We start from the raw sequence: 24,938 nt of genomic DNA, 5'->3' as shown, positions 1-24,938 counted from the left end.
TCTTATTCTTGCAACATCCATTTCCAGATAGGTTTCACAATTATTTTCCGGGCATCCATCTTAATTTCATCTTCGGTGTCATCCGTGAGGATAAGACCTTCTTTTAATTTGTAGGCTTTAAGAGCTTCAAGCAATCCTTCTATTTCTCTGGCTCTGGTATCTGGATTTTCAAGACTCTGTGTGACCTGGATTGCTTCTCTTATGTTGTAACCGTCTCTGATTACAAAATCACATTCTTTCTTTTCTCTGTGATAGTAGACTTCTTCGTTTCTTCTTTTCAGTTCCATGAACACTATGTTCTCAAGGATCCTTCCATAGTCTTCGGATGTCCTGAATCCCAGTATCTTTGCTATGGCGGTATCTACGAAGTAGACTTTTTTGTTGGAGTAAACCTGTGTTTTAAGTGAAGTAGAGAATTTCGGTACAAGAAAAGCGAGATAGCTGTTTTCGAGATATTCAAAGTATTCCTTTATTGTAGTTGCACTGGAAAGTCCTGTCAGTTTCCTGATATTGTTGTAACTGATCTCCTTTGCTATGTTGGATGCTGCAAAGTAGGCTGTTGTTTTCAATGCCTTTTCATCTTTGAGATTGTACCTTGCAACTATGTCTCTGTAGATTATGTTCTCATACAGTGTCTTGATGTAAAGCTCATCCCGTGTCTTCACAAATTCTGGAATTCCGCCAGCTTCAATATACTCATTGAAGTATTTTTTGATCGTACTCCTCTCAACGGTTGTAAGTACGTCTGACAAAGGCAGCTCATATTTTTTGAAATCGAGAAATTCCTTGAACGAATAAGGGTACAACGAATAGCTCAGATGCCTGCCAGTCAGATGTGTTCCCATCTCCCGACTCAGCATGCTTGCATTTGAACCTGTGACGTATATCTTTTTACCACTGTCATGAAGCCGCCTGACAAATCTCTCCCAGCCCGGTATATTCTGTATCTCATCAAAAAAGTAAGTATTTCTTTCACCGTACAGTTCGAGAAGTATCTCCTGCATCATCTGGAAATCTTCAATTGTAAAATCAAATAATCTCTCATCGTCAAAATTCACAAAATAACTATCATGAAGATGCCCCTTCCTAACCTCGCCCATAAGCGTTGATTTCCCAACCCTCCGAAGCCCTGCCACTATAACAATAAGATCAGACTTCTTATCCTTAACCTCATCCAGCAATTCTCTCTTGACCAGTTCCTTCACATTTTTAACCGGATCATTTTGCTCTTTCAACAGAATTTTTAGCTTCTCTTTGTCCATACTTTTTGTTTAGAGTCATTTGTTTATATATATTTGGTTTAGTAAACCAAATAAATACGTGTTTATTACAATTGGTAGACCAAATAATCAGTATTTTATTTCAACTGGTAGACCAAATTAATTGAATGATATTGATTTTGTATTATTTTCTGGGTTTAGATAGAATAGTTAAAAAATCCCTTTTCTATTTCTCCCAAATCAAAACCTTTATCTTCTACCACCTCATGTTTGAGATACTACTCAAAATTGAGATTGGTGTGATGAAGGATGTATAAAGTCGAATCTCTCAAGAAACTGGCATTGCTCGGAGCAATTGAAGGCTCGGTAAAGTTATCTTCCAGTGAGTTCGCAAAACATACTTCCACCGGTTCAAAAACAGCTGCAAGGGTGCTCAAAAAGCTGGAAGAAGAGCAGCTGATCGAAAGACAGCTTGTTCCGGGTGGACAATTGGTTCGTCTCAATGAGAAGGCTCTTGAGCTTCTCAAAAGTGAGTATGCAGATTACCAGCGGATATTTTGTAAGGATTTTCCCGAGATCGACCTGTTCGGTACAGTCATAACTGGTCTGGGTGAAGGGCAATATTACATTGCCAAGGAAGGTTACATGTCCCAGTTCAAGGAAAAACTTGGCTTCACGCCATTTCCGGGGACTCTCAACGTCAGACTTGATGAGCTGAGTGCCGAGCTGCGGGATAAGATAGACCTGATCTGTCCTTTTACCATCAACGGTTTCAATGACGGAGAGCGCACTTTTGGCGGAGGGAAATGCTATCCTGTGGAAATAGGTGGTATCAAGGCTGCGGTTATCATACCCGACAGAAGCCACTACCCTGCTGACCTGCTGGAAATAATGGCTCCTGTTAAATTGCGTGAGAAACTGGGGCTGGATGACGGTGACAATGTTAAGATTGTAGTTAAAGATCCGCAAAAATGTGAGTGATAATATGAGTTCAGATACAACCGGGTACAGTGAAAACATACAGAGAGCGATCAAGGCTCTCCAGAACGGCGAGATGATCCTTCTTTTTGATCTTGAGGGACGTGAAGCAGAGACCGATTTCACCATTCCTGCAAACTCTGTAACTCCTGAAGATGTCAGGTGGATGCGCAAGGATGCAGGCGGTCTAATGTGTGTGGCTTTTGATTCCGAAGTATCTGAAAAGCTCGGCCTGCCTTTCATTGCTGACGTTATGAGGGATGCGAGCCAGAAAAACAGCTCTCTTGAAAAGATCGTGGAAAAAGGCGGTGACCTCAAATACGATTCACGCTCATCATTCTCCATCTGGGTGAACCATAGGGACACCCGTACCGGTATTCCTGATAATGACAGGGCGCTGACAATCAACAAGCTCGGCGAGATAGTAGACAGGACACTCAACGGTGAGGATGTCCATTTCGGCAGCGAGTTCCGTACTCCAGGTCACGTTGCAACTCTGCGTGCAGCAAAAGGCCTTGTACATGAGCGCATGGGCCAAACCGAACTCTCCATAGCCCTTGCAAAAATGGCTGGCATCACTCCTGCAATGGTCGTCTGCGAGATGCTGGACGATACTAGCGGCAGGGCTCTTCAGAGACCTGATGCAGAAAAATACGGTGTTGACCACGACCTTGCATTCGTCGCAGGAGAGGAAGTAGTCGAAGCCTATGACCTCTGGTTAAGTTCACAATCCCATTAGAAAGAGTGAAATAGTGGGATGCCCATCTAGATACAATCCTGCGGGACTGTAGGGTAGCCTGGTCCATCCTGTTAGGCTGGGGGTCTAGCGACTGGAGTTCAAATCTCCACAGTCCCACCACTTTAATTCTTTTAGTTTTCTAATTGTTTTCTTGAGGTGCTACACGAAGTTTTGTACCTCTTCTCGCGCTCCAGAAGCGTCATCTGGGTTGCAAATCTCCACAGTCCCACCATTTTAATTCTTTTAGTTTTCTAATTGTTTTCTTGAGGTGCTACACGAAGTGTTTTGCCTCTTCCCACGTTTGAAAAACCAGAATAAGAGAAAAATAGTATTTTACGGGATCAGTATGTCCTCAATTGCATGCAGTATGCCGTTGCTGCACTCGATGTCTGCATCGATTATCTTTGCGGCATCCACCTTGATATCGCCGTTGGAACTGATCTTCAGTGCCTTTCCGCTGATGGTTTCCAGGGTATCTATTTTTCTGAGGTCTTCTGTTGTGTATTTGCCCTCAACTACGTGATAGGTGATAATGCCCATGAGGTAATCATGGTCATCGAAGGATTCGTCCACAACTTCATCCGGAATAGCTTCAAAGGCAGCTTCAACAGGTGCGAACACGGTATATGGTCCTTCATTACTGTATTTCTCGGTAAGCTTTAGTGTTTCTGCAGCTTTGAGCAGTGTTTTAAAAGTCCCTTTTCCCTTTGCAGTCTCTATGATATTCTTCAGTTCTGCCATTTTTGATCATCTTTCCTATGTAATCTCTGCCTTAAAAAATAGTGCAAGGAAGTATTACATTAGATGCAATACGTTCCTCAAGGGATGTCTCCTCATTATTGCTCATACAATTCGGTTTCCGGATGGAATGCATACCATGCAAACCAGAAATCACGTTCCTTGACTATTTCCTCATCGGTATCAAGGTTTGTGATCTTCACAATACCAACATCATCTCGCTGGACTGTGATGTTCACTCCATTCACGACATCCTCAATAGTGTCCGTTTCCAGCAGGTCACTCTCTCTGTAGGCTTTGAAAACGCCATCCGCCTCAATTCCAAAGATGACAGTCTTGGGGTGTACCCTGTTATCCTCGGTTTCCACAGGGAAGAAAAGGTAACTGTCCTCATAGTAACTTCCGTAGGGGTCGGTGCCATACCTTCTGGAAAAACCTGTGTCCTGGCTCAGAACCTCTGATTCGGGGTGTGCTTTCTTCCAGTCCCTCCACACCACAGTATCAATGGATATGGCCTTCAGTTCGGTGCCGGTAAGTTCTCCTACTATGGCAAGTCCGTCTATCTGGGTCCAGTAACTGTTTGTTCTGCGGTCGTACATCACAAGGTTGGAATTGTACAGTTTTCCAGTGGTTCCGAATTCAACGGTCTCATTATCCAGTGTCCTTTCGTAGGCTATGCCTGAGCCACACAACGGACAATACGTTATGAGTATTGGATCGCCTTCTATGAAATCATTCACTATCTCATGCCAGACCAGTATTTGCAGAGGATAAACCCTGATGCTATTCTTGTAGGATAGTGCCAGCACGAGCTCATTATCCTCTATCCACTCATCGGCTTGTTCAACAGAAACATATTTGGGATTGTCAATGGAGGGTATCCCGTCCATTGGAGGTCCACCAGAGCGCAGTTTACTGGGGTGTATCAGATACTTCACTCCCATCTCGGTAAGCATTACGCTCATTTCCTCTTCCATCTCAGTTATCTCTGGAAGTTTTTCCAGTTTTGGCTGATCAGTGGGTGTATCAGCACATCCCGAAACAACAACTGCCAGTAATAAAAAAAATGTAATTAAAAGTCCTTTATTCTTAACTCCCATGTGATCTCCCCATGTTATCTACCCTTAGCCAGGAAACTAATCCATCAAGCACAACCCTTCTCGATCTCTTCCTGTAGTTCCTCGGCAGGTTTAACTCCGTTTCTTAGCAGCCTTGTGGACTGGTCCTCACATATCAGTATGACAGGTGCAGAAGGTGCGTTCACTACTCCCACTCCGAACTGGTCGATAAGGGACTGGGTGAATTCCACGGGTGAGACTGCATAGTACCAGTCGAAGCCATTTGATTGCGCATGGTTCCTTACTATCTCTTCATCCTCATTGGGGTCGGTGTCAAGCCCAATGTGGATCACATTCTCATCTTCCATATCGCTCAGTATTTTCGTTTCCTGCTGCTGCTTCAAGCAGGTGGGACACCACACTGCAAAACTCTCAATGAGCACGGTCTTCCCTTCGAAATCACTGATCTTGAAGACTTCTCCGGTCCTTACATCCGTAAGTTCTATATCACGCCAATCTCCGGCAGGCTCTGAATCCACTGTATCTGTTTCAGCACAGCCTGAAATAACAGAAATTGAAATGATTATCATAAAGCATAGTAAAATACTATTGATTTGTTTGTTCATATTTTCCCCAATAAAAACAAAGGGTCATTATTTCATAAGTTTTTCGTACTCATTTGCACATGTCAAAGCTTGGGCACAATCGAAATTATTAAGAACACATCCAACCAACTCTTATAAGGTGGTAGTAAATCGTTCCAATAATCGTTGCCAAAGACCTGTGTAAGGATTTCAGTGATTTCAAAGCAGTGGATAACGTAAGTTTTAGCATAGATGAGGGTGAGATGTTTGGTTTCCTCGGCCCCAATGGTGCGGGAAAGACCACCATCATGCGTATGATGCAGTGTGTTTCACCTGTAAGCTCTGGGGATCTCAGTATTTTTGGAATGGATGCAATGACCAATCCCCGTGAGATAAAATCCCTTGTAGGTGTGGTTCCCCAAGAGAACAATCTGGACATTGATTTTACTGTATATGAGAACCTTCTGGTATTCTCCAGGTACTTCGACATACCAAAAGAGGAAGCTGCAAAAAGGGTGGATGAACTGCTCGATTTTGTCCATCTCACGGACAAAAAGGACACTACTACAGAGAACCTGTCCGGTGGAATGAAACGCAGACTTGTACTTGCGCGGGCACTGATCAACAAGCCAAAACTGCTGATACTCGATGAACCTACCGTGGGACTTGATCCACAGGCACGGCATGTTATCTGGGACAAGCTCAGGGCCCTGAAAAAAGAAGGTGTGACCGTTGTCCTCACTTCTCACTATCTCGATGAGGTCGAGAAACTCTGTGACAGGCTGGTGGTGATGGATAACGGGAAGATACTTGTCGAAGGCAGTCCGCGCAGTGTCATCGAGGAATATATAGGTTCAGGTATAGTTGAGGCGGAACACAATCCCGAACTCATTGAATGCTTGAAGCAAAAAGGTGAATCCTATGAGGTGATGGGTGACCTTGTGCACATCTATACAGATGACCCAAAACGGGTTTCTGAGTATCTTCTGACTGAGTGTACACTTTCAAAACTGAGTGCAAGACCTGCGACACTTGAAGATGTTTTCCTGAAGCTCACAGGCAGGAGGTTGAGGGAATGAATTTAATGGAATACTTCAGGATTCCGGGGATCAGCTCGAAATCCCTGAAAGTATGGCAGCGGAACAGGGATGTTTTCATGAAAAATATCAAGCTCAATTTCCTTCCCCCTTTCCTGGAGCCCCTGTTGTATCTTCTTGCACTGGGTTTTGGTCTCGGTAAATTCATAGAGAACATCGATGGTGTGCCCTACGCCAATTTCATAGCTCCTGCTCTGATAGCCATCTCTGTCATGTATGCTTCCTTTTTTGAATGCAGCTATGGCTCATATGTGAGAATGCATTACCAGAAAACATTTGATGCCATCATCGCAACCCCTCTGAGCATTGAGGACGTAATAGCCGGGGAGTTGCTCTGGGGCGCTACAAGGAGCATGATCAATGCCACTGTGATGATCCCTGTCATCGGGGCTTTCGGATTGATAGACCTGCATTATGCACTCCTGATAATACCCTTCGCGTTTCTTGGAGGACTGCTTTTTGCTGCCGTAGGAATGTGTTTTGCTGCTGTGACGCCAAATATAATGGCTATCAACTATCCTGTTCTCCTTTTCATAACTCCCATGTTCCTTTTCAGTGGTACGTTCTTCCCACTGTCCACACTCCCTGAGTTGATCCAGTATTTTGCCATTGCTTTTCTGCCTCTGGCCCATATTGTAAGTGTCATACGCATGCTATCATTGGGTGCTCCTACAAGTATGATTTTTTTTAATCTGTCATGGATAATTGTGGTTACCGGTTTATTGGTGGTGCTTTCCATCAATATGATGAAAAAGAGACTCATAGTCTGATAGAAAAGAAAATTCGCAAAAGTCGCGAAATTCGTACATGCAGCGATAGTTTGATAAAATAAATCATCAGTTTGTGTATTGATGGAAAAGCGGACAAAACTCTTATTCTGTATTCTCATGCTCTCTTTATTTGCGGGAGGCTGTATCGATGAACTTGTGCCTGTAACTGATGAGCAGCCCATGTCAGATGCCACTGCATATGAATTCGAAGCTTTTCTGGATGAGAGTTTTGAAGATGGTGAACTGATTCCCACAAGCACCTTTTATCTTTCGGGAAATGAATTTGCCATGGCTGTTTACATTGTTGATAACGAGTCAAGTATCGATATAGTTCCTCTGGAGGACCTCAGCACTTCCAAAGAAGAACCTGTAAGCAATGTGGTGATACTTGGCGACTATTCCAACAGGACGGACGCTTCAAAAGAGTATTTCATTGAACTGTCAGAAACTATCGAACCAGCTGATATCAATTATACCATATCCGAGGATGTTCAAAGAGGACAAAAGCATGTTTTCCTAAACTTCGAGCAGCCCATTACCGGCTTTGTGGCGTTCACAGTCCGTACACCAATGGGTCAGGATTATATTCATGTGACAACTCCTCCATCGGTTGTACGCTTTGTAATCCCAGAAGGCTTCACCACCGGCAATTCTTTGATAGGAAAGGTAAGCCCGACAGCTGATGAAGTATATCTTGATTCTCAAAACCGGGAGAACATTGTATGGTACAATGATCAGGAATCTCCAAAAGGTCTATTAAAGGCATTCCAGGATCTCTCAGGCACCAACAGCTCAGAGATACCTGCGGTTCCACGGGTCATCAGCATTAAGTTCTATTCAGAATCTGCTCCAATAGGGCTTGGTATCGCAGCTTTCATACTTGTCGGCGCAGCAGCTTTTGTATTGCTGAGATTCTACGCTCAAAAAAGGAAATTGGTCAAAATAAGAAGTGATATCGAGAACCAGTTCATATCGCCTAAACAGAAAGGAAAGGAATGATCCTTTTTTAGAATTCGAATACCATTCCGTCATACGCCAGAGGATATTCCTTGACGGCTTCCTCGTGAGGTTTGAAATAGTGGCTCAGGTGTGTGAACACCACTTCCTTTGCCCCGATGCACCTGGCAAGGTCAGTTGCCTCTGTGGTATTCATATGTTTTTTAACATGTACACTTGGTGGCACTATGGCATCGGTAATGAGCAGGTCGGGCTGCTGTATGATCTCCATGCTCTTCTGAGGGATCTCTCTCTGTGAGTCCCCTGTTATGACCACTTTGTTCTTACCATCACTTATGATGACCCCTACAGGTTTCTTAGCAGGGGGATGTAGCACTTCAAATAGTGTGAACTCCAGCCCAATGAGCTTAAAAGGTGTGTTCAAGGGGATATCGTGCCTGGATGGTTGCAGGAATTGCAGGTAATCAAGTATATATTCAAGGGTCTCTTCAAGGCCGTACACATCTACCTTGTATTGTACCCTGTGGAATTCTGCAAAGCCTGCAAAATGATCATAATGGCCGTGTGTCCATATCACTCCATCAATATGCTTGATGTCGTTCTTTAACATCTGGTAGCGAAGGTCCGGACCTGTGTCTATTAGAATACGACCCTCGTCTGATTCAACAAGGATGGAGCATCTTGTCCGGCAGCTTCTGCCTCCATTGTGTGCATCAAGGCATGTGGGGCAGGAACATCCTATTACAGGAGTTCCGGTTGCATCACCTGTGCCAAGAACTGTGATCTTCATGGCTTCACATTACTGGTTCGTATTCGTTGGTCTTGATGGTTGCTCTTTCGTCGAAGGAAACAACTGCATTTAGCAGATCCTTTTGTGTAATTTCCATTCGCTCAGTTACAAGTGCGCTGAGCACTCCTTCTCTGATCACCATGCGCAGATCGGAACCGCTGTATCCGTGTGTGAGGGAGGCGATCTCTTCTGTATCGAACTTGCCTTTGATCTCTTTTGTGACGATGTCAAGTATCTTCTTGCGCATTTCCGGTTCAGGAAGAGGGAATTTCATTATCTCGTCAAAACGTCTCCAGGCAGCTGAATCCAGCATTCTGGGGTGATTTGTTGCAGCCAGCAGCAGTACGCCGTCATTTGTCAGGCTGATGCCGTCAATGGCCTTGAGGAGTGTGTTGACTGCCCTTTTCAGCGCCGCATGCTCATCTGAGGAACGGGTCTTGGCAACAAAATCAAACTCATCTATGAAAAGTATGCATGGGCTGACCCTTTTTGCAAGAGAGAATACACGGTCGATGTTCTTTGCGGTCTCACCCAGGTACTGGTCTGTTATCATGGACAGTCTGACCTCCACAAAAGGAATTGAAAGATGCTCTGACATTGCCTTTGCAAGTGAGGTCTTTCCGGTTCCAGGTGGGCCTACCATGAGTACCTTACCAACATCATAGAGTCCTATGTGTTTCAGGTAATCCTTGTACTGGATTGCTTTTACTATCTTCTTGACCTCGTCTTCCTGCTCGGTCGTAAGAATGAAGTCTCTGAGTGTCTGCTTGATATCTTCCGGGGCACTGATCTCGACAAGCTTGAGCATGTCGTCTCCGCCTTCTTCCTTTGCGATCTCCTCAATGAAGGATTCTATCCATTCCCTGTCAACTTCTTTCGGCCTGACCTTTGTTTTGGCGCTGCTGTAATCAACACCTTCGGTCTCTTTCTTCTCATAGTAGAAAGCAAGTACGGGGTTATGTGAGATCCTTTCCCGGGATTCATCCATTTTCTGGAACCACTCGGCTCCGACGTCCAGTGCTGTGATCCTCATGAGGAATCCCATATCATCGATGTCAACAAAAGGAAGTGACCCGGTATGGCTGCTGACATTACTTATCTGAAGTAACTTTTCAATGTCAGTAACCTTGACTTTGATCGGCTTTGGTACTGTTTTATGCTCCCGGCTCCAGTAGTATTTACGAATGTTCTTGGGAAGATCATTCACATCCAGTTCCGGGTACTTATTGTATATATGAGCTGTAAGTAGCAGTTCAACAATATCTAGGGTTGTGTCGGACATGTTTTAACCTGAAAAATGACGTATGATAGTGTTTTTTATAAATTTATAATCGTTCAGACATCACATATAAGTTCTCTTTTCAAATATATCTTTTGTATAGGATTCATTAATGATCAAATCGATTATTATCTGTGTGATAACACGCTTTTTGTGTTTTCGTATGATATTCAAAAAAGAAATAGGCGAGGGGTATCGTATGGCTGATATGACCCTCTTCTTCAAAATAACCGGTGTCCGCATATTTTCCAGGGACATTCCTTATGCCAATATGTCAGAAGGAACTTTGTAATGCGGGTCTTCCCAGTGATTAACGTCAATTATGGCAGATGCGTTGTCCAACAGCATTTGACAATCCTCGCTTAAATGTCGCAGATGAACCTTTTTACCAACCTTTGCATAGCGTTCAGTTATCTTGTTCAATGCTTCAATTGCAGAATGGTCAGCAACTCTTGATTCTTTGAGATCGATAATTATCTCATCAGGATCGTTCAATACATCGAATTTATTTTGAAATTCGGTAACTGAACCAAAGAACAATGGTCCGAATAATTCGTAATGTTTTATTCCGTTTTCATCAACTGTTTCTCTTGCACGCACAAGTTTGGCATTCTCCCAGGCAAAGGCTAATGCGGAAATGACAACACCTGCAATTACCGCTACTGCAAGGTTGTGGTAGATGACGGTTATAGTTGCAACGAGTACCATCACAATTACATCCGTTATGGGTACTTTGCTGAATATCTTCAATGAAGCCCATTCAAATGTTCCGATGGCAACTACAAACATCACTCCAACTAATGCTGCCATTGGTATCATTTCGATAAGGGGGGCACCTACCAGCACAAAAAGCAATAGACCAACAGCTGCAACGATCCCTGAAATTCTGTTTCTGGCACCTGAATTTATGTTGATGAGACTCTGTCCTATCATGGCACAACCGCCCATACCTCCAAATAAGCCGCAAACAAAATTGGCAACACCTTGTGCAATACTTTCTCTATTTGCCCTGCCTCTTGTTTCTGTCATTTCATCTATTACGGTCAGTGTCAATAGACTCTCTATCAATCCTACCAATGCCATGATGAGTGAATAGGGGAAAACAATTTTCAGTGTTTCCAGATTGAATGGGACCTGTGGTATATGGAATTTAGGTAAACCACCTGCAATGGATGCAATATCTCCAACTGTTCTGGTTTGTATCTGGAGCGTGATCACGATGGCTGAAACAACTATGATCGCAGTTAGTGAAGCAGGAACCGCTTTTGTCAACCTGGGCATCAAATAGATGATAGCCATTGTCAAGCCTACAAAACCTAACATGACCATGAGTGCCTGTCCGCCTAACCAGTGTTCTATCCCATTAATGTCAGTGAATTTGAACTGGGAAAGCTGAGCCATGAAGATAACGATGGCCAGTCCATTCACAAATCCAAACATTACTGCATGTGGTACAAGCCGAATGAATTTGCCTAATTTCAAGGCTCCAATGGTAATTTGAATAATACCCATTAGAACTACTGCGGCAAAAAGATATTCAACCCCTTGTTGGATTACCAGGGCAACAACTACGACTGCTATTGCACCTGTGGCACCGGAGATCATTCCCGGTCTGCCGCCTATGATAGCTGTTATTAATCCAATGATGAATGCGGAGTAGAGTCCAACCAATGGACTGACATTTGCTATTATTGAAAAGGCCACAGCTTCAGGCACGAGGGCCAATGAAACCGTCAGGCCGGATAATGCCTCATTTTTGATGTTTAATTCATCGTTCTTTATATTTTCTATAAATGCCATTTTGATCCCATTTTAAAAAATTACTATGCACCTACAAGCTCTGCCAATTCTTTATATTGAAAATGAACTATCATAGATCGTGGGGTGCTTTGCGAAAAACGTAACTCAGGGTGGAGCTACTTTGTGAATGTAAATCCGGATATGGAATGCTTTGAATTATCAGTGGAAAAAACAAGCATGCATCCAATGATATCTTTATAAAGACCTGTCATCGGTTTCAGGACAGAAGTTATTGTAAAGGCAATTTGAAGTGCTATAATTGCTATAATAAAAACTGCTTTCAGATCACTTGGAAATGATCTATTAAAATGCTCTATGATCCAGTTCTATAATCCTGCTCGATTTACCCTTTTGGACACATTTTGTCCACTTTAACGGAGCTTCATAGAAGCGGCTGTCAGTATATAAATGTGTAGCATATTTTAAAAATAAAATGAGACTATAAATCCAGAGCATCAAACCCCACAAAAGCCCCATTCTTGTTTTCAGGCTCCGGTTCAACTAAATTATTCAAAAGATGTGCAGGAAAAATTACAGTTTCAAACTATGGCGATAAGATCATTGTTGGGTCTGTACACGCTTCCTGAATGCAAGAGTTTTTCCAGAGTGCTTTCGAACCTCTGCCCGTCGACTCCATGTTCCGCAAGAGATTCTCTCAGTTCTTCAACCTTGATGCTTCCGCCATTTATGCGAAGTAATTCAAGAACTAACTGACTGGGATTTCTCTTCGGCTTGACCTGCTCTCTCCTGTCCACGAAATCCTTCATGGAAAGCTCTGTTTCTTCTCTGTTATTGAGCGCATTCTTAAATCCGCTTCCATTTAATACGTCTTCAATGTCTGTTCTGCTGTCATGCAGTTTTGCCTGTATTTGTGTCCTTACTGAAACCGCTTCAGCAAGTTCATCCGAACTGTAAAAAAGCCTTAATTTCCTGCTTGCCAGTTTTGCACTGCATCTCTGGCACTGTGTGCTCTTTGCAGAGTCAATTTCTATGATCTGGGCCTGCTCCCTGCATTTCGGGCAGACTATAACTCCGTATCTGGGCATTGTTAAATTCAAGGGGTGTCAGATATAAATAATTGCCACCTAACTCTGCAAAAGTCAGAGGCAGCTATTATGATACGAAGGGCAGAGGCAAAGGATATTCCAGAGATTGTGAAGATAGAGGATTCTTCCTTTGGAATGCCGTGGCCGGATTTTATGTTCAAGGCACATCTGAGCAATCCCGGATTTGTTGTATACGAAAGTGAGGGTAGAGTACTGGGGTATGCGATGGTGGGGGATGAGGATGGAATAGCCCATCTTATGAGCATAGCGGTGGATCCAAAATATCGCAGGCAAGAGGTTGGTAGCAAGCTGCTTGAATGGTGTCTTGATACGCTGGTTATGTATGGTTATCATAAAGTATCCCTTGAAGTGAGGGTGAGCAATGTCGCAGCGCAGGAATTCTACCTTGCCAGGGGATTTAAAAAAGAGAAAATAGTTGAAGCTTATTACATAGATGAGGATGCCATTGTCATGGGCAGGGAGTTCTAGTCATCAAATCATTTTCCAAAACGTCTCTGTCTCTTCTGGAAATCCCTGATTATCCGTATTATATCCATTTTCCTGATCTTATGCCAGTTCACTTCTGAGAAATAGAGTTCTGAATAGACCGCCTGCCATATGAGGAAATCTGAGAGGTGTTTTCCTCCTGAACGGATGAATATGTCAGGCTCGTGTTTTACCTTCAGGCGGGACTCGATATCTTGCTCTGTGATATCATTTGGTTCCAGTTTTCCTTCCTTCACATCGGAGAGTAGGGATATCATTGCCTTTGTTACTTCCTTGCGTCCTCCGAACCCTACGGAGAAGTAGACAAGCAGTTTTTCCCCGTCTTGTTTGCTGTGAAGTTCTCCCTCACCGGTATATACTTCAAATCCGATGCCTTCAGGCAGCTTTTTGAGCATGGTGTCAAGCATTGCAAGGAGTTTTTCTATCATCTCCCAGCGCAGCTTTTCCTCCGTATCCAGCACATCAATGTATATGCTGGTGATGCGGATTCCCATCTGTCGGCACCACTGGATGTAATCCCGGAGCCTTGTAAAACCGTCTGCATGCAGCAGGTCGCTTTCCGAAAGTACGAGAGATACGTGTTTCGGTACCTTTTCAGGCTCCTTCAGTATCTGGCCCAGAAGGTATCTCTCATACAGGGATGTGGCGATGCTCAGACTCATTTTACTGCCCGGGAAGTTCTAATTGTGCTTGGCTTATTTTGCGGTGGATACTATCTTGACCACATCGCCGTTGTTGAGCTCGTGCTTCTCCCCGAGTCTCATCTTTGTCTTTGCGTCCACTGCATAGAGGAACCTGTCTCCTATATCAGAGTGGACCCTGTAAGCAAGATCGTGTGCAGTGGAGCCTTTCTTCATGAGGAATGCATCAGGAAGCATCCTGTCGTTCTTGTCTGTCCACTTGCCTTCATCTTCCACAGGATAGACGATAATAAGTTTTAGCAGATCGAACACAGCCTGGTTGATGCAGTCCTGTATTCCTGTTCCGCCTGTTCTTTTGATCAGTTCACGTACGTTCTCAAGACCTTTGGTCTGGCCGGCTGTGAGTTTATCTGAGGTAATGGTGAAGTCATCGTCACCTGGTATGTATTCGATGGCTCCGCCCTTTGCTGCGGATTTGAGTGCAAGTTCTGCTGCTGCGCTTGTGGGGACCACTGTCTGCTCCAGTTCCATGAGAGCGTTGACGTACTTCTCGGGTGCGATATCCATCTTGTTGGCTGCGATTATCATGGGTTTGCTGAAGCTGCGGATCACGTCACAGAGGTCGATGATGTCCTCATCTGTCCATTTGATATGATTCCTTTCTATTTTGCATGCTCCAAAGGCGCAGATGACATGGTATTCATCGACACCTGCTCCTGCAAGCTGGTCTGCGATGATGGCATCGAGACTGAGGCCTTCTGCCTGTATCTTGCGTGAGAGCTTGGTCCAGTTGCGCTTGAGGATGTTGAACATCCACATGGTGAGCTCACGGTCAAGGAAGTCGATATCATCCAGCGGGTTGTGGCTGCCCAGGTCTACCGGGTTGCCTTCGATGTCAGTTCCGCCTGAGGCATCGATGACGTGAATGATGGCATGCGCCTGTCTGAGTTCATCAAGGAAGGTGTTACCAAGTCCGCGCCCCAGGTGAGCATCGGGTACAAGCCCCGCCACGTCGATAAACTCGATGGGCACGTAACGGATACCATCAACACAGTGTCCGCAACGGTTGTCCTTGCTCATGCACGGACAGTCGGCACGCACATAGGTGACTCCTTTGTTAGCGTTAATAGTGGTAAATGGATAATTTGCGATCTCCACATCAGCCAGAGTAGCGGCCTTAAAGAATGTGGACTTTCCTGCATTTGGTTTTCCTGCAAGTCCTATGGTCATTGACATGCTCTACTAATCAATTTTGCAGGATTTAACTCTTATTGATTGCAAGCCCCACTCTGTCTCTGCATAAACCTCAATTTCTTCTTTTGGCTGACAATCTTTATATCAGATTAATGCGTTGGAGGGGGCACACAGTGTCTCGGTAGGGTAGAGGATATCCTTGGGGCTTGCGGAGCCTTAGACCCGAGTTCGATTCTCGGTCGGGACGCTTTTTACCTTTTCTAAGAGCGTTTTTTAATTTGAATAGCTGTGAGTTTTTGGTTTTTCTAGGGTTTGTCGTTCTCAATCCGTAGACGATATGTTAATGGCTATAGATATTTCTGGAAAAACACTATGTTTTTGTATATCTACTATTGAACTAATTTAAGGGGCTGTCTCCAAATATATAAATTAACTATTTTTAGGGTTATTCAATGAACACAAAATTTAAAGATATAATTGATTCACTTCCAGGATTACAAGAAAAGTTGATAAATTCAAGGCCATTAAAACGGGATAATCTGCAAGACATGCCTGAATGTGGAATATATGTTTTTTACAAGCATGAAACTCCGCTTTTTGTAGGTCGTTCAGACAAAATGAAAAAGCGTATCATTACTCAAGGTCGAAAAGGTTCAACTCATCATTCCGCTCCATTTGCATTTCTCTTAGCTAGAAATAAAGCAACTGCAAAAGGACTGGATATTGAAAATAAGACCCGCAATGAACTTGTAAAGGATCCAATGTTTAACGAGTTATTTATCCAGTCAAAAGATGAAGTTTCCAAAATGTCAGTTAGGTATGTTGCTGTTGAGCATCCAATAAAACAGACTATCTTTCAAGTATATGCTTCAATGGAATTGGATACTGAATTTAATAAATTTGAAACTCACTAATATTTTTATTTTATTTTTTGTATCTGGACTGTTCCAACTGCAAATTCCAATGTGAAATAGTTTGATACAAAATCGCATTGCAATTCAAATGTGGCACATACGCCTTAATCGTGTGCTTACGGGACATGGGAAAAAAGCTAGAGGCGCCGCGAAGCGGCGCAAATGCTAGATTTCGCTATGATATAGTAGGAAAAATCTCCCTTTGGCCTTGATAGCTTGCAGCAAAATCAAGATATCATCAAAAAAGATTACCTCTAATTAGAATGAGATAAATTGTACCCTTATCTGGTGGGCTTAATTTTCTCGATTCTATTGTTAATGGAACATTTGTCTATTACAGGGTTTAATTAAACTCTTCTTGTAGGGTATTTTGCAACCGGTCCAATATAACTAAAACCTAAATTTACCCAAACAGGCGTTCCTTCTAGAAGGTTCTCTTTAGTTTCCAATGGTGAATAGGGAATTTGCCATTCCAATCCTGGTAAATTTAAAATTTTGATTTCTCCATATTTATTATTGTAAACCTTTCTAATTTCTCCCTTTAATCGCATCTTGTCTCCATTTTCATTTCTCAGCCATTCTCTGATATGATTTCTGTTGGAAACTGACATGCTACCCGATAAATCTTTCAATACTTTGAATTCATTCCTCGATGTAGGGTAGTACTCAAGAAGAAATGAAACATATGCATATGTAAACTTCAAATGCAAAGGTATCTTCATTTGTAATTTATTTATTTGTGCAAGTATTTCATGCTGATACTGGTAATTATGGGGGTATATTTCTTTTATAAAATCAAACTGGAGAATTAATATATTATATGCAGTTGGATCATGTGCTAATGCTTTTTTGCATATCCTCATTCCCTCTTTTACTGTATCTTTATTGTTGCTGATTTTATATTCTTCATATAATAATCTTGCAAGCACATAGTAACCAGATGTGCTTTTCTTATTCTTGAAAATGTCATCTGCATATTCTTCTGCAATATCGAGACTTCTTAGATATTTCAAAATTTCAGTTTTGAGGTTAGTTAATTTAAAATTATCAAAGTCCGATGAGTGTCCAATACCAATTTCAACTTGTTTAAGTGCTTCTATATAGTATTCTAATGATAATTTTTCATCTTTGCACTTAGTTGCTTTCAACTTTAATAAATTTGCATGTGCATGATAAGCATGTATATTTGCTGTGTCGTTTTCAATAGAACTTTGAAGATAAGCTTCTCCGGTTTCGATTATATCTCTTGATTCGTCCTCATCTATATGGTCTTGCATAGCCATTTTTATGAACAAATCTCCAAGGGATGTGAGAATATTTGAATCGTTTTCGGACCGGCCTGCAATTTGCACATGAGGCATTTTTAACGCAGTAACTAAGTTAGAATACGCATCGTTATATCTGTCGGGTCCCATTTTTTTCTGCAAAATTCCAAGGTGATGTCTTACTGCTTTATTGTCTTCAATTTCCAAGAAAGCTTCTAATAATTCTTCCTTTTGCTTGAAATTAAATGTGTCATCATGTGCATTAGGTCCAAAGCATTCGATTGTCAAATACATACCTAAGTTCATTTCAAATTCAGAACTGGCAGATATGTTTGAAATAATTCGTTTCAATATTTCTTTTTGCTTCTCGGGATCCGTAGCGAAAAACTCGACTGTTTTTTTGGCAATTATTTTATGGTGTGTTTTCAAAACACAGTATCCAGATTGTAATTCCTGCCTGAAAAAGACTCCATCGTTTTCGGCGGAAACTAACTCCTCTTCAAAGCCTAAATATTTTTTAGATAATGTCCTAACAAGCAATTCGATATTAATGTCTCCGTCGAATTGGTCAATTGCAGATATGTATAAGTATATCTCTTGAATATCGGGAGCTAATTTCAAATATTGATCAGATATTACTGCTTCCAACGGTTTTTGACTGTGTCGAACCATGCTATAAATTGTTATGAAAAAAGATTTTTCATAAATTTCATTTATGGTACTATACCAATGCTCTCCTGCATTATCAATATAATTTAGATCGTGGAGGTATTTGACCACTCTTTTTATTTCGTTCTCCTTTAGTTTATCAGGAATCTGAACTTTAGTAATGTAATCTGAATCGATTGGATAGTCTTCATTTAAGATTTCCAAATCACGGCTTCTTTCTGCGACTATAAATAGGCAAGGTTTACCTTCCGATTTCAATTGCCGAAATAAAGATAGTATTTGCGCAGTATGATTCCCGAAATTATCAATAATTACTGTGAATTTTACTTCTTCTCCTAATCCAGGTTTTGTCTGAAAATCAGTGTATTTCTCCCAAAGGTATGTCATTACTTTATTAAGATAACGATTTTCGAATAGTATTCCTGTGTTCTTTAGATAGAAAACTGGAAGTTTTTCTTTTTGGTAAATATCATAGCCCAATCTTTTTATTAAACTAGATTTTCCACACCCGGGCATTCCATGCATTAATATCAATTTATTAGATTGAGATTTTTTGTCTGCAAGCTCTTTTTGTATGGAGTTCCACATATCATAGTATGTATCTCTTACAAAATCTACATTGTGCGAATATGGTGACCAATCACTAATTTTTCCCTTGAAGAAATTTTCAACCATTTTTTTCTTGTCAGATATAAGTATTTTTTCTGTGGATTCCTCTGTGAGTAAATCAAATTCATCCTTATGAACTTGGAAATCTATTTTTGATACAGGAATAATTGTATCATTGATTTTACAATGTTCGTTCTCTGTAATGTTATTAGTTTCGAGATTATCTATATTTTCAGAAATAAAGGACATAAAATCAGAAAATGTTCCTTCTATTCCTATTATTTTCCTTTCATGCTGCTTCGTAATTTTCTGCAAATCACTGTTTGCACTTGGGCTTATTACGTAAGAATATGGCAGGTTATCCTTCATTTTACTGCGAAGAGTATCTAAGGTAAATATAACTTCAATGTCTCTTAGGGAATAACCAATAAAAATCAGTGCCCCATCAAGAACTGCATCTTGTAGCCGTTCATAATATTTTTCAGTGCCACGTGCCGAACTCTGGCTCTCCAATCTTGTTATAATAGGTCCACCATCTTCTATGTCATTAGAATCAATTGATCCCATTAATTTGTAGACCATTGTGTACTTTCTTGATTGGATAGGTTCTCGAGGATAAATCCCTTTCAAAACATGACATTCGTACGGTTTATCATCACATTTTATAAAAGAATCTTCAATTAATGTGTCATAATTTGTGGTAAATATGGCACCCCATGGAATTTTAGGCAGTATGTTAAAAGCACTCGATTCAGTTTTTGGGCTTAACTCTTCTTTCATAATTGTTAAGACATCATTTCTTGTATACGGTGGTGTCTCGACAATATCATAACAAACATCTAAAAAATGGTCGTTTTGAGAATCAACACCTTCAAATTTGCTTTTGAGTGTCTTTGTGATTGTTTTAGAATCTGGAATGCCGCATTCCTTAGAACATCCTGCACCAATAAATAACACAATCTTTTCTTTTTCAAGTGCTGCCAATATCCTTGTACGATGTGAATCTGTAATTTCCATATTATCCTCACTTTCACTATTCAAAGGAATGTAGTAATTTATAAGTTCTCCATTTCTTCTAATATTCGAAATAATTATTCACTTTGTACCTTGACGAATATCGACAGTCTGAAAAACACCAAATTTGAATCAATTATATATCTTCATGTATTAAATTTATGTGTTATGTTATTTTCTTCGATTTAATTCATCTACATAATATAACATGTGAAATATCTTGTGCAAGACATGGGAATTAATATCCGTAATTGATTCTAAATATTTGAAAAATAGAAGGTTATTCAATATTGAAATCTAAGGTTTCGAACAGATTTATCGTTTGTGATAGTGAAAATTACAACAAAGAATATTGATTATTATAGTATTATTTATTTTACACATGAAGTATTTATCTATACCTCCGGCTATCCAATCTCACCCAAACATTAGAATATATCTCATTGTGTTGTGATTGGATCTTACAGCAATCTTACGAGGGATTCCAAGCTCTTTGAGTTCCTTTGATAGTTTCTTGACTTGCTGGAACATGTTGAATATCATTTACTTTAAAGAAAGAGCAGTACTCTAGTGCCAAAAACACCAAATTTCACATCCATTGATAGCAGTCAACTATCCCCTCATCCCTCATCCTAAAAATATCCTCACCTAAATGCAACCTATATAAATAATAAAGTCACTCTTATAATTAGTTGAATTGTTTTGTAGGAGTTGTTAGTAAATGAGTTATGAAGTTAGTCCGGTCTGGGATTTAGAAATTGAACTATATATGGGTGAAGATGAGTCCGATAGCGAGACTTTGATGTATTCCGATACTGTGGATAAACTGATCTTTTTGAAAGTTGGAGTTCTTCTTCAGACCTTCGTTGATGATAAAACAGTTAGCAATGAGTTCCTAGCCTTCGATAATATTGCTGGTATAAAGTACAAGTCTGAAAAGTAAGTTTACTTTTAGGCATAACAACTTCGTTTAGAGCATCTATCAGCTCGCAGCTATCATACAGTCAGGGGAATGGAGGGGGACTTATTGGAATCTGTGGATGTGGGGAGATGAATCTCTACTTATGAGCCAATAAAAATAAGTTTAAGCATGTCAGTAATGCAGCGTTTTGTAATTTGAAGAGATGTTCTGGCTTACAGAGATCTTGTGAGTTTTATTCTTTTAATAGCTCTGAAATGGCATCTTCCAGATATTTGATTCTCTTTTCCTGATCATTTATGCGATTATCAAATTCCATGCCATCATTATTCAGATCAGCAATTTCATCCTGTATTGGCGAGATGCCCAGGGAAACTTTCAATTCATTTATACATTCATTGCAGACATAGGACTTGCCTATCTTGTGAACATTAGCTTCTTTGGCCGCTGATTCGTCATAAGAATAATCACAAAAAGAACATTTTGGACACATAATAAGTAATTAGTTTAATCGTATTTATTTGAATTGTAGTCCGGTCTAAATTAATGTATGCAGTTGCAAAAACAGTGTCAAGCGATGACTATGGCGGCACACAATATATATTAGTATTAATATAAAACCCCCTTGTTTCGAGTGGAAACAAATACGGGTGCATGTTTTACTCGTAGGTTTGTTATCGTCCAGGATTGTGCATGTGATTTGTTTGTGTATCCGGATTCCATCTGATAAAGAAAATCCGCAAAGGCAAATAAAAAACTTAATTTACCTTGAATGAATTGTTATTTCAATAATTCTTGAAATAGCATGAATCATGATTGGTATTTTCAGAAGGCGACAGAAAATGCGGGTAAAGCAAATAGAAAAAGTTCTTCCATGCATAGCAGACCCATGGAAACTGAGGATAATCGCTCATCTTGATGAGGAACCGGACCTTCCTTTGATGGCGAAATATCTTGACTGTAAGTATTCGGAGAATCTTGGTATGGTGGCGTTTCGCAGTGGGATTCGGGAACTGAACTTCTTCCAGAACGGTCAGGTCACTGTGAGGATGGTGGATTCTGAGCAGGAAGCCATTGATTTTGTGAATCATACGATAACAATGGCCTATCATAAAGCCATGATAGCCGATGATTTCTAGGTAACTGGGTAAAATATACAAGCTTGTGAGGTCGGTCAGCTACTCGTCTTTTGAAAAAGTTTGTATATATTCATGCCTATGTACTGCATTATTCAGATCCTTTATTGACGGATGGTTTTCATGGATATTCCTGAACAGATCAACATAGAACTAGAAGCCATAGGCGGAATGGACGCACTCATTGAGCAGTTGCCTCTGGAAAGTGACATTATAGGTCAGAGTCTAATCCACAAGGCACTCTCCTCTCCAATAAGATTGACCATCCTTAACATGCTGGCAATTCAGCCGCTTTGCGTATGTGTCATACAGAAAATAGTAAAGACCTCTCCCTCAAAGCTCTCCTACCATCTTTCCATATTGTCAGATAATAAATTGATAGAAAGCAAGAGGGAAGCATCATGGCTGATCTACGATCTTACAGAACTGGGAAGGGAATTTGTGATGAAATGATATGATTATCAATTTCATCTCACAAAAACAAATTCAATTTACGGATAATTGCATAAAATAAGCTTTTGATCAGACATCAAAGCCTAATTAATCCCTACCATCATATACAGTGCAACAAAAGCAAGTACTCCAAGCAGGAAGAACGCTCCCAAAGCCATCATGATCTTCTTTCTTCTCTCCTCCTCTTCTGCTGCCAATGGCAGAGGGTTGGGATTGTGCTTTTTTTCCATGTAAGTTCCGATGCCTAATCCAATAACCACGCCAATTACAGGTCCTATGGCTATCATGCCAAGCAGGAGGCCTATGGGTATTCCAAGGGGAAGGCCTATGGCTATTCCAAGACCCATAAAACGGCCTTTTGGATATCTCTTGTTCTGCATGAACCTAAGATAACAGCCGGATATATAAATGTTAATCACACAGTAAAAAGCAGAACAGACCCGAAACTCAAAAAGGATCAAATTTCCATGAACAAGAAAAATATTGCCTTAATTTCCATCCTGCTACTCTGCACAATAATCTCGAGTGGTTGCACTGTTTATTCCGATGAGGAATCATTTGTACTGGATGCGCAAACCTATGTCTCCTATGAATTTGAGATGTTCGAAGGTGATATCCTCGATGCCAGTATTAGCACAGTTCAGGGTCCAATAGATGTTTATGTCCTGGATGCTGAGAACATGTATCGTTATGATGAGTACCTGAATCGCTTCGAATACGACGAATACTACGAAAATGTCCTGTCCCGAAATATAGAGTTCACCGCACCCTATGATGGCCGCTGGTATCTGGTTCTGGTTAACGAGGAAAACTACGATATCGCATTGGACATAAGTTACGAAGTCTACTGATCACAAGAAACATCTCGTTTCTTCCCTTTATCGATGGCAGCAGCCTATATCCTCCAGCAGCTTCTTGCGCAGCTCCACAACCTCCTCACTGAAGAGGTAGCGTGGACGGGGGATCTTCACATGCTCCTCCCAGTATATCTCCCCGGGTCTTGAAGCCAGCACCACTATCCTGTCTGCAAGCAGTATGGCTTCCTCTATATTGTGGGTCACGAAGATAACGGTCTTCATATCCTTTTTCCATATATTCAGCAACTCATTGTCAAGCCGCTGCCGTGTCTGCTCATCCTGGGATGCGAATGGCTCATCCATGAGCAACAGTTCAGGGTCAAGTGCCAGTGTCCTTGCAATGGCAGCCTTCTGTTTCATGCCCCCTGAAAGTTCATGGGGTCGGGCATGCTCAAAGGAGCTCAATCCCACAAGGGCTATGTATTCTCTTGCAATTCTTTCCTGTTCTTCCTCTGAAAAACCCTGTACCCTCAACCCGAACTTCACATTGTCCAGTACGTTCATCCAGGGGAATAGGCTGCTCTCCTGGAAGACCACACCCTTGTCAGGTGATGGTCCTGTAACCTCCTCACCGTTGAGCAGAATGCTGCCTCTGTCCGCTTTCTCAAATCCGGCTATCATATGCAGCAGGGTCGTTTTTCCGCAACCGCTGGGTCCTATCACGCAGACGAACTCGTTCTTATTGACCGTAAGGTTGATGTTTCGCAGGGCTACCATCCCTCGTCCGCGTTTTTTGTCTATAAAAGCCTTTGAAACATTTTTTACTTCAAGCACGCTATCCCCTCCTCACGTCAACTGTTCTGCAACCTTTTTCTCCAGCACAGCAAAGAGCATCTTCTCTATGAGCAGGCCTATGATGCATATCACAACTATACTCACAAACGCAGCCTCAAAATCAAGGGACCAGCGAGCCTGTATGATTGAATATCCAAGTCCAAGGCCCACACCCACCACCATCTCGGCGGCGATGAGCACCCTCCAGCCGTTGGCAAGTCCTATCCGAAGCCCGTTGATAATGGAAAGGGCAGCCGCCGGAAGCAGTACCCGCAGGAATATGGTACTCTTCCCGGCTCCCATCATCCTTGCAGCTCTCGCATATACCGCAGGGGCAGTTCTGATACCTCCACTGGTATTGATAACAATGGGCGCAAATGCCGTGGCTGCTATCATGAATATGGTGGATGTGTTCCCAAGCCCGAAGATGAGCAGGGCAATTGGTATCCAGGCAAGTCCCGGTATGAGCTGTACAACGTAAACAGCCGGCATAACTGTCCTGTGCAACAGGTCGGATGAGCCGAGGAACAGACCCAGTGCTATCCCGCAGAACACTGCAATTCCAAAACCCGCACACCATCGCATCAGGCTGGCATAAAGGTGCTCGAATATGGTCTTTCCGTAAAGCGATTCTCCCTGTACCATATCAACAAGCCTTGAAATGGTCTGCTCAGGGGTGGGGAAAGGAACTCCTCTTACATGTATTCCCCACTGTGCCACAAGATGCCAGAACACAAAGACAAGGGCTATGGAAGCAAATGCGTAGAGCATGGCTAGGAGAAGTTTTCGGGTCTTATTTTCCCGGAAATCGAATTCCAGCTTATCAAAGTCCGATACGCCTGCATTTATGTCTTTCAATTCCGATATGGGGATTATCTTCCCGGGAATTGCGAGATCCTGCATTACTGAAAGAGCGGCTTGTTTTTTGTT

General features: G+C 41.7%; 26 protein-coding genes and 2 tRNA genes. 13 read left to right on the top strand and 15 right to left on the bottom strand.

Annotated elements, in window-relative coordinates:
- Positions 1-2 precede the first annotated feature (2 nt).
- Positions 3-1,262 (bottom strand): ATP-binding protein, encoded by a 1,260-nt coding sequence (locus V7O66_RS10000; RefSeq protein WP_406660171.1) that lies wholly within the window; start codon positions 1,260-1,262, stop codon positions 3-5.
- A 267-nt stretch (positions 1,263-1,529) separates the two neighbouring features.
- Here V7O66_RS10000 and V7O66_RS09995 point away from each other — a divergent pair, with 267 nt between their 5' ends.
- From V7O66_RS09995 to V7O66_RS09985, 3 genes are all read left to right on the top strand, one after another.
- Complete coding sequence (locus tag V7O66_RS09995) at positions 1,530-2,201, top strand: winged helix-turn-helix domain-containing protein/riboflavin kinase (RefSeq protein ID WP_406660170.1); 672 nt, start codon at positions 1,530-1,532, stop codon at positions 2,199-2,201.
- Positions 2,194-2,937 carry a 3,4-dihydroxy-2-butanone-4-phosphate synthase gene (gene ribB, locus V7O66_RS09990; protein WP_406660169.1) on the top strand — a complete coding sequence of 248 codons (744 nt, stop codon included), beginning with the start codon at positions 2,194-2,196 and terminating at the stop codon, positions 2,935-2,937. The genes V7O66_RS09995 and ribB overlap by 8 nt, the downstream gene beginning before the upstream one ends.
- 42 nt (positions 2,938-2,979) lie before the next feature.
- Positions 2,980-3,057: transfer RNA gene (locus V7O66_RS09985), tRNA-Pro, on the top strand.
- A gap of 213 nt (positions 3,058-3,270) precedes the next feature.
- On the opposite strand, the gene V7O66_RS09980 is transcribed toward V7O66_RS09985, so the two are convergent.
- From V7O66_RS09980 to V7O66_RS09970, 3 genes are all read right to left on the bottom strand, one after another.
- Positions 3,271-3,678 (bottom strand): fasciclin domain-containing protein, encoded by a 408-nt coding sequence (locus V7O66_RS09980; protein ID WP_406660168.1) that lies wholly within the window; start codon positions 3,676-3,678, stop codon positions 3,271-3,273.
- Positions 3,679-3,773: 95 nt separating this feature from the next.
- A complete protein-coding gene (locus V7O66_RS09975; RefSeq protein ID WP_406660167.1) occupies positions 3,774-4,775 on the bottom strand; it encodes a DUF3179 domain-containing protein in 1,002 nt (333 codons plus the stop codon).
- 44 nt (positions 4,776-4,819) lie between these two features.
- Complete coding sequence (locus V7O66_RS09970; RefSeq protein WP_406660166.1) at positions 4,820-5,359, bottom strand: TlpA family protein disulfide reductase; 540 nt, start codon at positions 5,357-5,359, stop codon at positions 4,820-4,822.
- A 185-nt stretch (positions 5,360-5,544) separates the two neighbouring features.
- Between V7O66_RS09970 and V7O66_RS09965 the strand changes: the two genes are divergently transcribed.
- The 3 genes from V7O66_RS09965 (at position 5,545) to V7O66_RS09955 (ending at position 8,183) form a co-directional block, all read left to right on the top strand.
- The gene (locus tag V7O66_RS09965) at positions 5,545-6,396 is read left to right on the top strand and encodes an ABC transporter ATP-binding protein (protein ID WP_406660165.1); all 852 of its coding nucleotides are present in this window, start codon (positions 5,545-5,547) and stop codon (positions 6,394-6,396) included.
- Positions 6,393-7,184: an ABC transporter permease gene (locus tag V7O66_RS09960; protein WP_406660164.1), complete on the top strand. Its 792-nt coding sequence runs from the start codon at positions 6,393-6,395 to the stop codon at positions 7,182-7,184. The genes V7O66_RS09965 and V7O66_RS09960 overlap by 4 nt, the downstream gene beginning before the upstream one ends.
- Positions 7,185-7,265: 81 nt before the next feature.
- The gene (locus V7O66_RS09955) at positions 7,266-8,183 is read left to right on the top strand and encodes a DUF5803 family protein (RefSeq protein ID WP_406660163.1); all 918 of its coding nucleotides are present in this window, start codon (positions 7,266-7,268) and stop codon (positions 8,181-8,183) included.
- A gap of 7 nt (positions 8,184-8,190) precedes the next feature.
- On the opposite strand, the gene V7O66_RS09950 is transcribed toward V7O66_RS09955, so the two are convergent.
- The 4 genes from V7O66_RS09950 to V7O66_RS09935 form a co-directional block, all read right to left on the bottom strand.
- Positions 8,191-8,931 (bottom strand): MBL fold metallo-hydrolase, encoded by a 741-nt coding sequence (locus V7O66_RS09950; protein WP_406660162.1) that lies wholly within the window; start codon positions 8,929-8,931, stop codon positions 8,191-8,193.
- A 4-nt stretch (positions 8,932-8,935) separates the two neighbouring features.
- Entirely contained in the window at positions 8,936-10,213 is a 1,278-nt protein-coding gene (locus V7O66_RS09945) for an ATP-binding protein (RefSeq protein ID WP_406660161.1), read from the bottom strand.
- A 258-nt stretch (positions 10,214-10,471) separates the two neighbouring features.
- Entirely contained in the window at positions 10,472-12,010 is a 1,539-nt protein-coding gene (locus V7O66_RS09940) for a SulP family inorganic anion transporter (protein ID WP_406660160.1), read from the bottom strand.
- Positions 12,011-12,549: 539 nt separating this feature from the next.
- Positions 12,550-13,056 (bottom strand): DUF5817 domain-containing protein, encoded by a 507-nt coding sequence (locus tag V7O66_RS09935; RefSeq protein WP_406660159.1) that lies wholly within the window; start codon positions 13,054-13,056, stop codon positions 12,550-12,552.
- Between the two features lie 69 nt (positions 13,057-13,125).
- Between V7O66_RS09935 and rimI the strand changes: the two genes are divergently transcribed.
- Complete coding sequence (rimI, locus tag V7O66_RS09930) at positions 13,126-13,545, top strand: ribosomal protein S18-alanine N-acetyltransferase (protein WP_406660158.1); 420 nt, start codon at positions 13,126-13,128, stop codon at positions 13,543-13,545.
- A gap of 8 nt (positions 13,546-13,553) precedes the next feature.
- Here the strand turns inward: rimI and V7O66_RS09925 are convergent, their stop codons facing one another.
- Both V7O66_RS09925 and V7O66_RS09920 read right to left on the bottom strand, forming a co-directional pair.
- Positions 13,554-14,225, bottom strand: a complete 672-nt coding sequence (locus V7O66_RS09925; RefSeq protein WP_406660157.1) for an undecaprenyl diphosphate synthase family protein — start codon at positions 14,223-14,225, stop codon at positions 13,554-13,556.
- A 33-nt stretch (positions 14,226-14,258) separates the two neighbouring features.
- Positions 14,259-15,440, bottom strand: a complete 1,182-nt coding sequence (locus V7O66_RS09920; protein WP_406660156.1) for a redox-regulated ATPase YchF — start codon at positions 15,438-15,440, stop codon at positions 14,259-14,261.
- A gap of 133 nt (positions 15,441-15,573) precedes the next feature.
- Here V7O66_RS09920 and V7O66_RS09915 point away from each other — a divergent pair.
- Together V7O66_RS09915 and V7O66_RS09910 are read left to right on the top strand one after the other, a co-directional pair.
- Positions 15,574-15,645: transfer RNA gene (locus V7O66_RS09915), tRNA-Arg, on the top strand.
- 205 nt (positions 15,646-15,850) lie between these two features.
- Entirely contained in the window at positions 15,851-16,312 is a 462-nt protein-coding gene (locus tag V7O66_RS09910) for a hypothetical protein (protein WP_406660155.1), read from the top strand.
- A 347-nt stretch (positions 16,313-16,659) separates the two neighbouring features.
- Here V7O66_RS09910 and V7O66_RS09905 read toward each other — a convergent pair whose 3' ends face one another.
- The gene (locus tag V7O66_RS09905; RefSeq protein ID WP_406660154.1) at positions 16,660-19,872 is read right to left on the bottom strand and encodes an SIR2 family protein; all 3,213 of its coding nucleotides are present in this window, start codon (positions 19,870-19,872) and stop codon (positions 16,660-16,662) included.
- Between the two features lie 718 nt (positions 19,873-20,590).
- Here V7O66_RS09905 and V7O66_RS09900 point away from each other — a divergent pair.
- Positions 20,591-20,812: a hypothetical protein gene (locus V7O66_RS09900; protein WP_406660153.1), complete on the top strand. Its 222-nt coding sequence runs from the start codon at positions 20,591-20,593 to the stop codon at positions 20,810-20,812.
- Positions 20,813-21,023: 211 nt separating this feature from the next.
- On the opposite strand, the gene V7O66_RS09895 is transcribed toward V7O66_RS09900, so the two are convergent.
- Positions 21,024-21,281: a hypothetical protein gene (locus tag V7O66_RS09895; protein WP_406660152.1), complete on the bottom strand. Its 258-nt coding sequence runs from the start codon at positions 21,279-21,281 to the stop codon at positions 21,024-21,026.
- Positions 21,282-21,630: 349 nt separating this feature from the next.
- On the opposite strand from V7O66_RS09895, the gene V7O66_RS09890 reads away from it, so the two are divergent.
- Entirely contained in the window at positions 21,631-21,927 is a 297-nt protein-coding gene (locus V7O66_RS09890; RefSeq protein WP_406660151.1) for a hypothetical protein, read from the top strand.
- A gap of 120 nt (positions 21,928-22,047) precedes the next feature.
- Positions 22,048-22,377 carry an ArsR/SmtB family transcription factor gene (locus V7O66_RS09885; protein ID WP_406660150.1) on the top strand — a complete coding sequence of 110 codons (330 nt, stop codon included), beginning with the start codon at positions 22,048-22,050 and terminating at the stop codon, positions 22,375-22,377.
- A gap of 83 nt (positions 22,378-22,460) precedes the next feature.
- Here the strand turns inward: V7O66_RS09885 and V7O66_RS09880 are convergent, their stop codons facing one another.
- On the bottom strand, positions 22,461-22,757 hold the full coding sequence (locus V7O66_RS09880; RefSeq protein ID WP_406660149.1) for a hypothetical protein: 297 nt from the start codon (positions 22,755-22,757) through the stop codon (positions 22,461-22,463).
- 87 nt (positions 22,758-22,844) lie between these two features.
- Between V7O66_RS09880 and V7O66_RS09875 the strand changes: the two genes are divergently transcribed.
- Entirely contained in the window at positions 22,845-23,228 is a 384-nt protein-coding gene (locus V7O66_RS09875) for a hypothetical protein (protein WP_406660148.1), read from the top strand.
- A gap of 27 nt (positions 23,229-23,255) precedes the next feature.
- Here V7O66_RS09875 and V7O66_RS09870 read toward each other — a convergent pair whose 3' ends face one another.
- Entirely contained in the window at positions 23,256-24,008 is a 753-nt protein-coding gene (locus V7O66_RS09870; protein WP_406660147.1) for an ABC transporter ATP-binding protein, read from the bottom strand.
- A 12-nt stretch (positions 24,009-24,020) separates the two neighbouring features.
- Complete coding sequence (locus V7O66_RS09865) at positions 24,021-24,911, bottom strand: ABC transporter permease (protein WP_406660146.1); 891 nt, start codon at positions 24,909-24,911, stop codon at positions 24,021-24,023.
- Positions 24,912-24,938: the final 27 nt, after the last annotated feature.

It is taken from the genome of Methanolobus sp. ZRKC3, from assembly GCF_045291275.1.
In the GTDB taxonomy this organism is placed as follows: domain Archaea; phylum Halobacteriota; class Methanosarcinia; order Methanosarcinales; family Methanosarcinaceae; genus Methanolobus.
The sequence above is the reverse complement of the archived record's forward strand: the minus strand, read 5'-3'. Positions and strand labels throughout refer to the sequence as shown.

Coding starts and splice junctions, on each gene's coding strand:
- V7O66_RS10000 (WP_406660171.1), bottom strand. CDS start 1,262: ATGGACAAAGAGAAGCTAAAAATTCTGTTGAAAGAGCAAAATGATCCG.
- V7O66_RS09995 (WP_406660170.1), top strand. CDS start 1,530: ATGTATAAAGTCGAATCTCTCAAGAAACTGGCATTGCTCGGAGCAATT.
- V7O66_RS09980 (WP_406660168.1), bottom strand. CDS start 3,678: ATGGCAGAACTGAAGAATATCATAGAGACTGCAAAGGGAAAAGGGACT.
- V7O66_RS09975 (WP_406660167.1), bottom strand. CDS start 4,775: ATGGGAGTTAAGAATAAAGGACTTTTAATTACATTTTTTTTATTACTG.
- V7O66_RS09970 (WP_406660166.1), bottom strand. CDS start 5,359: ATGAACAAACAAATCAATAGTATTTTACTATGCTTTATGATAATCATT.
- V7O66_RS09960 (WP_406660164.1), top strand. CDS start 6,393: ATGAATTTAATGGAATACTTCAGGATTCCGGGGATCAGCTCGAAATCC.
- V7O66_RS09955 (WP_406660163.1), top strand. CDS start 7,266: ATGGAAAAGCGGACAAAACTCTTATTCTGTATTCTCATGCTCTCTTTA.
- V7O66_RS09950 (WP_406660162.1), bottom strand. CDS start 8,931: ATGAAGATCACAGTTCTTGGCACAGGTGATGCAACCGGAACTCCTGTA.
- V7O66_RS09945 (WP_406660161.1), bottom strand. CDS start 10,213: ATGTCCGACACAACCCTAGATATTGTTGAACTGCTACTTACAGCTCAT.
- V7O66_RS09940 (WP_406660160.1), bottom strand. CDS start 12,010: ATGGCATTTATAGAAAATATAAAGAACGATGAATTAAACATCAAAAAT.
- V7O66_RS09935 (WP_406660159.1), bottom strand. CDS start 13,056: ATGCCCAGATACGGAGTTATAGTCTGCCCGAAATGCAGGGAGCAGGCC.
- rimI (WP_406660158.1), top strand. CDS start 13,126: ATGATACGAAGGGCAGAGGCAAAGGATATTCCAGAGATTGTGAAGATA.
- V7O66_RS09925 (WP_406660157.1), bottom strand. CDS start 14,225: ATGAGTCTGAGCATCGCCACATCCCTGTATGAGAGATACCTTCTGGGC.
- V7O66_RS09920 (WP_406660156.1), bottom strand. CDS start 15,440: ATGTCAATGACCATAGGACTTGCAGGAAAACCAAATGCAGGAAAGTCC.
- V7O66_RS09910 (WP_406660155.1), top strand. CDS start 15,851: ATGAACACAAAATTTAAAGATATAATTGATTCACTTCCAGGATTACAA.
- V7O66_RS09905 (WP_406660154.1), bottom strand. CDS start 19,872: ATGGAAATTACAGATTCACATCGTACAAGGATATTGGCAGCACTTGAA.
- V7O66_RS09900 (WP_406660153.1), top strand. CDS start 20,591: ATGAGTTATGAAGTTAGTCCGGTCTGGGATTTAGAAATTGAACTATAT.
- V7O66_RS09895 (WP_406660152.1), bottom strand. CDS start 21,281: ATGTGTCCAAAATGTTCTTTTTGTGATTATTCTTATGACGAATCAGCG.
- V7O66_RS09890 (WP_406660151.1), top strand. CDS start 21,631: ATGCGGGTAAAGCAAATAGAAAAAGTTCTTCCATGCATAGCAGACCCA.
- V7O66_RS09885 (WP_406660150.1), top strand. CDS start 22,048: ATGGATATTCCTGAACAGATCAACATAGAACTAGAAGCCATAGGCGGA.
- V7O66_RS09880 (WP_406660149.1), bottom strand. CDS start 22,757: ATGCAGAACAAGAGATATCCAAAAGGCCGTTTTATGGGTCTTGGAATA.
- V7O66_RS09875 (WP_406660148.1), top strand. CDS start 22,845: ATGAACAAGAAAAATATTGCCTTAATTTCCATCCTGCTACTCTGCACA.
- V7O66_RS09865 (WP_406660146.1), bottom strand. CDS start 24,911: ATGCAGGATCTCGCAATTCCCGGGAAGATAATCCCCATATCGGAATTG.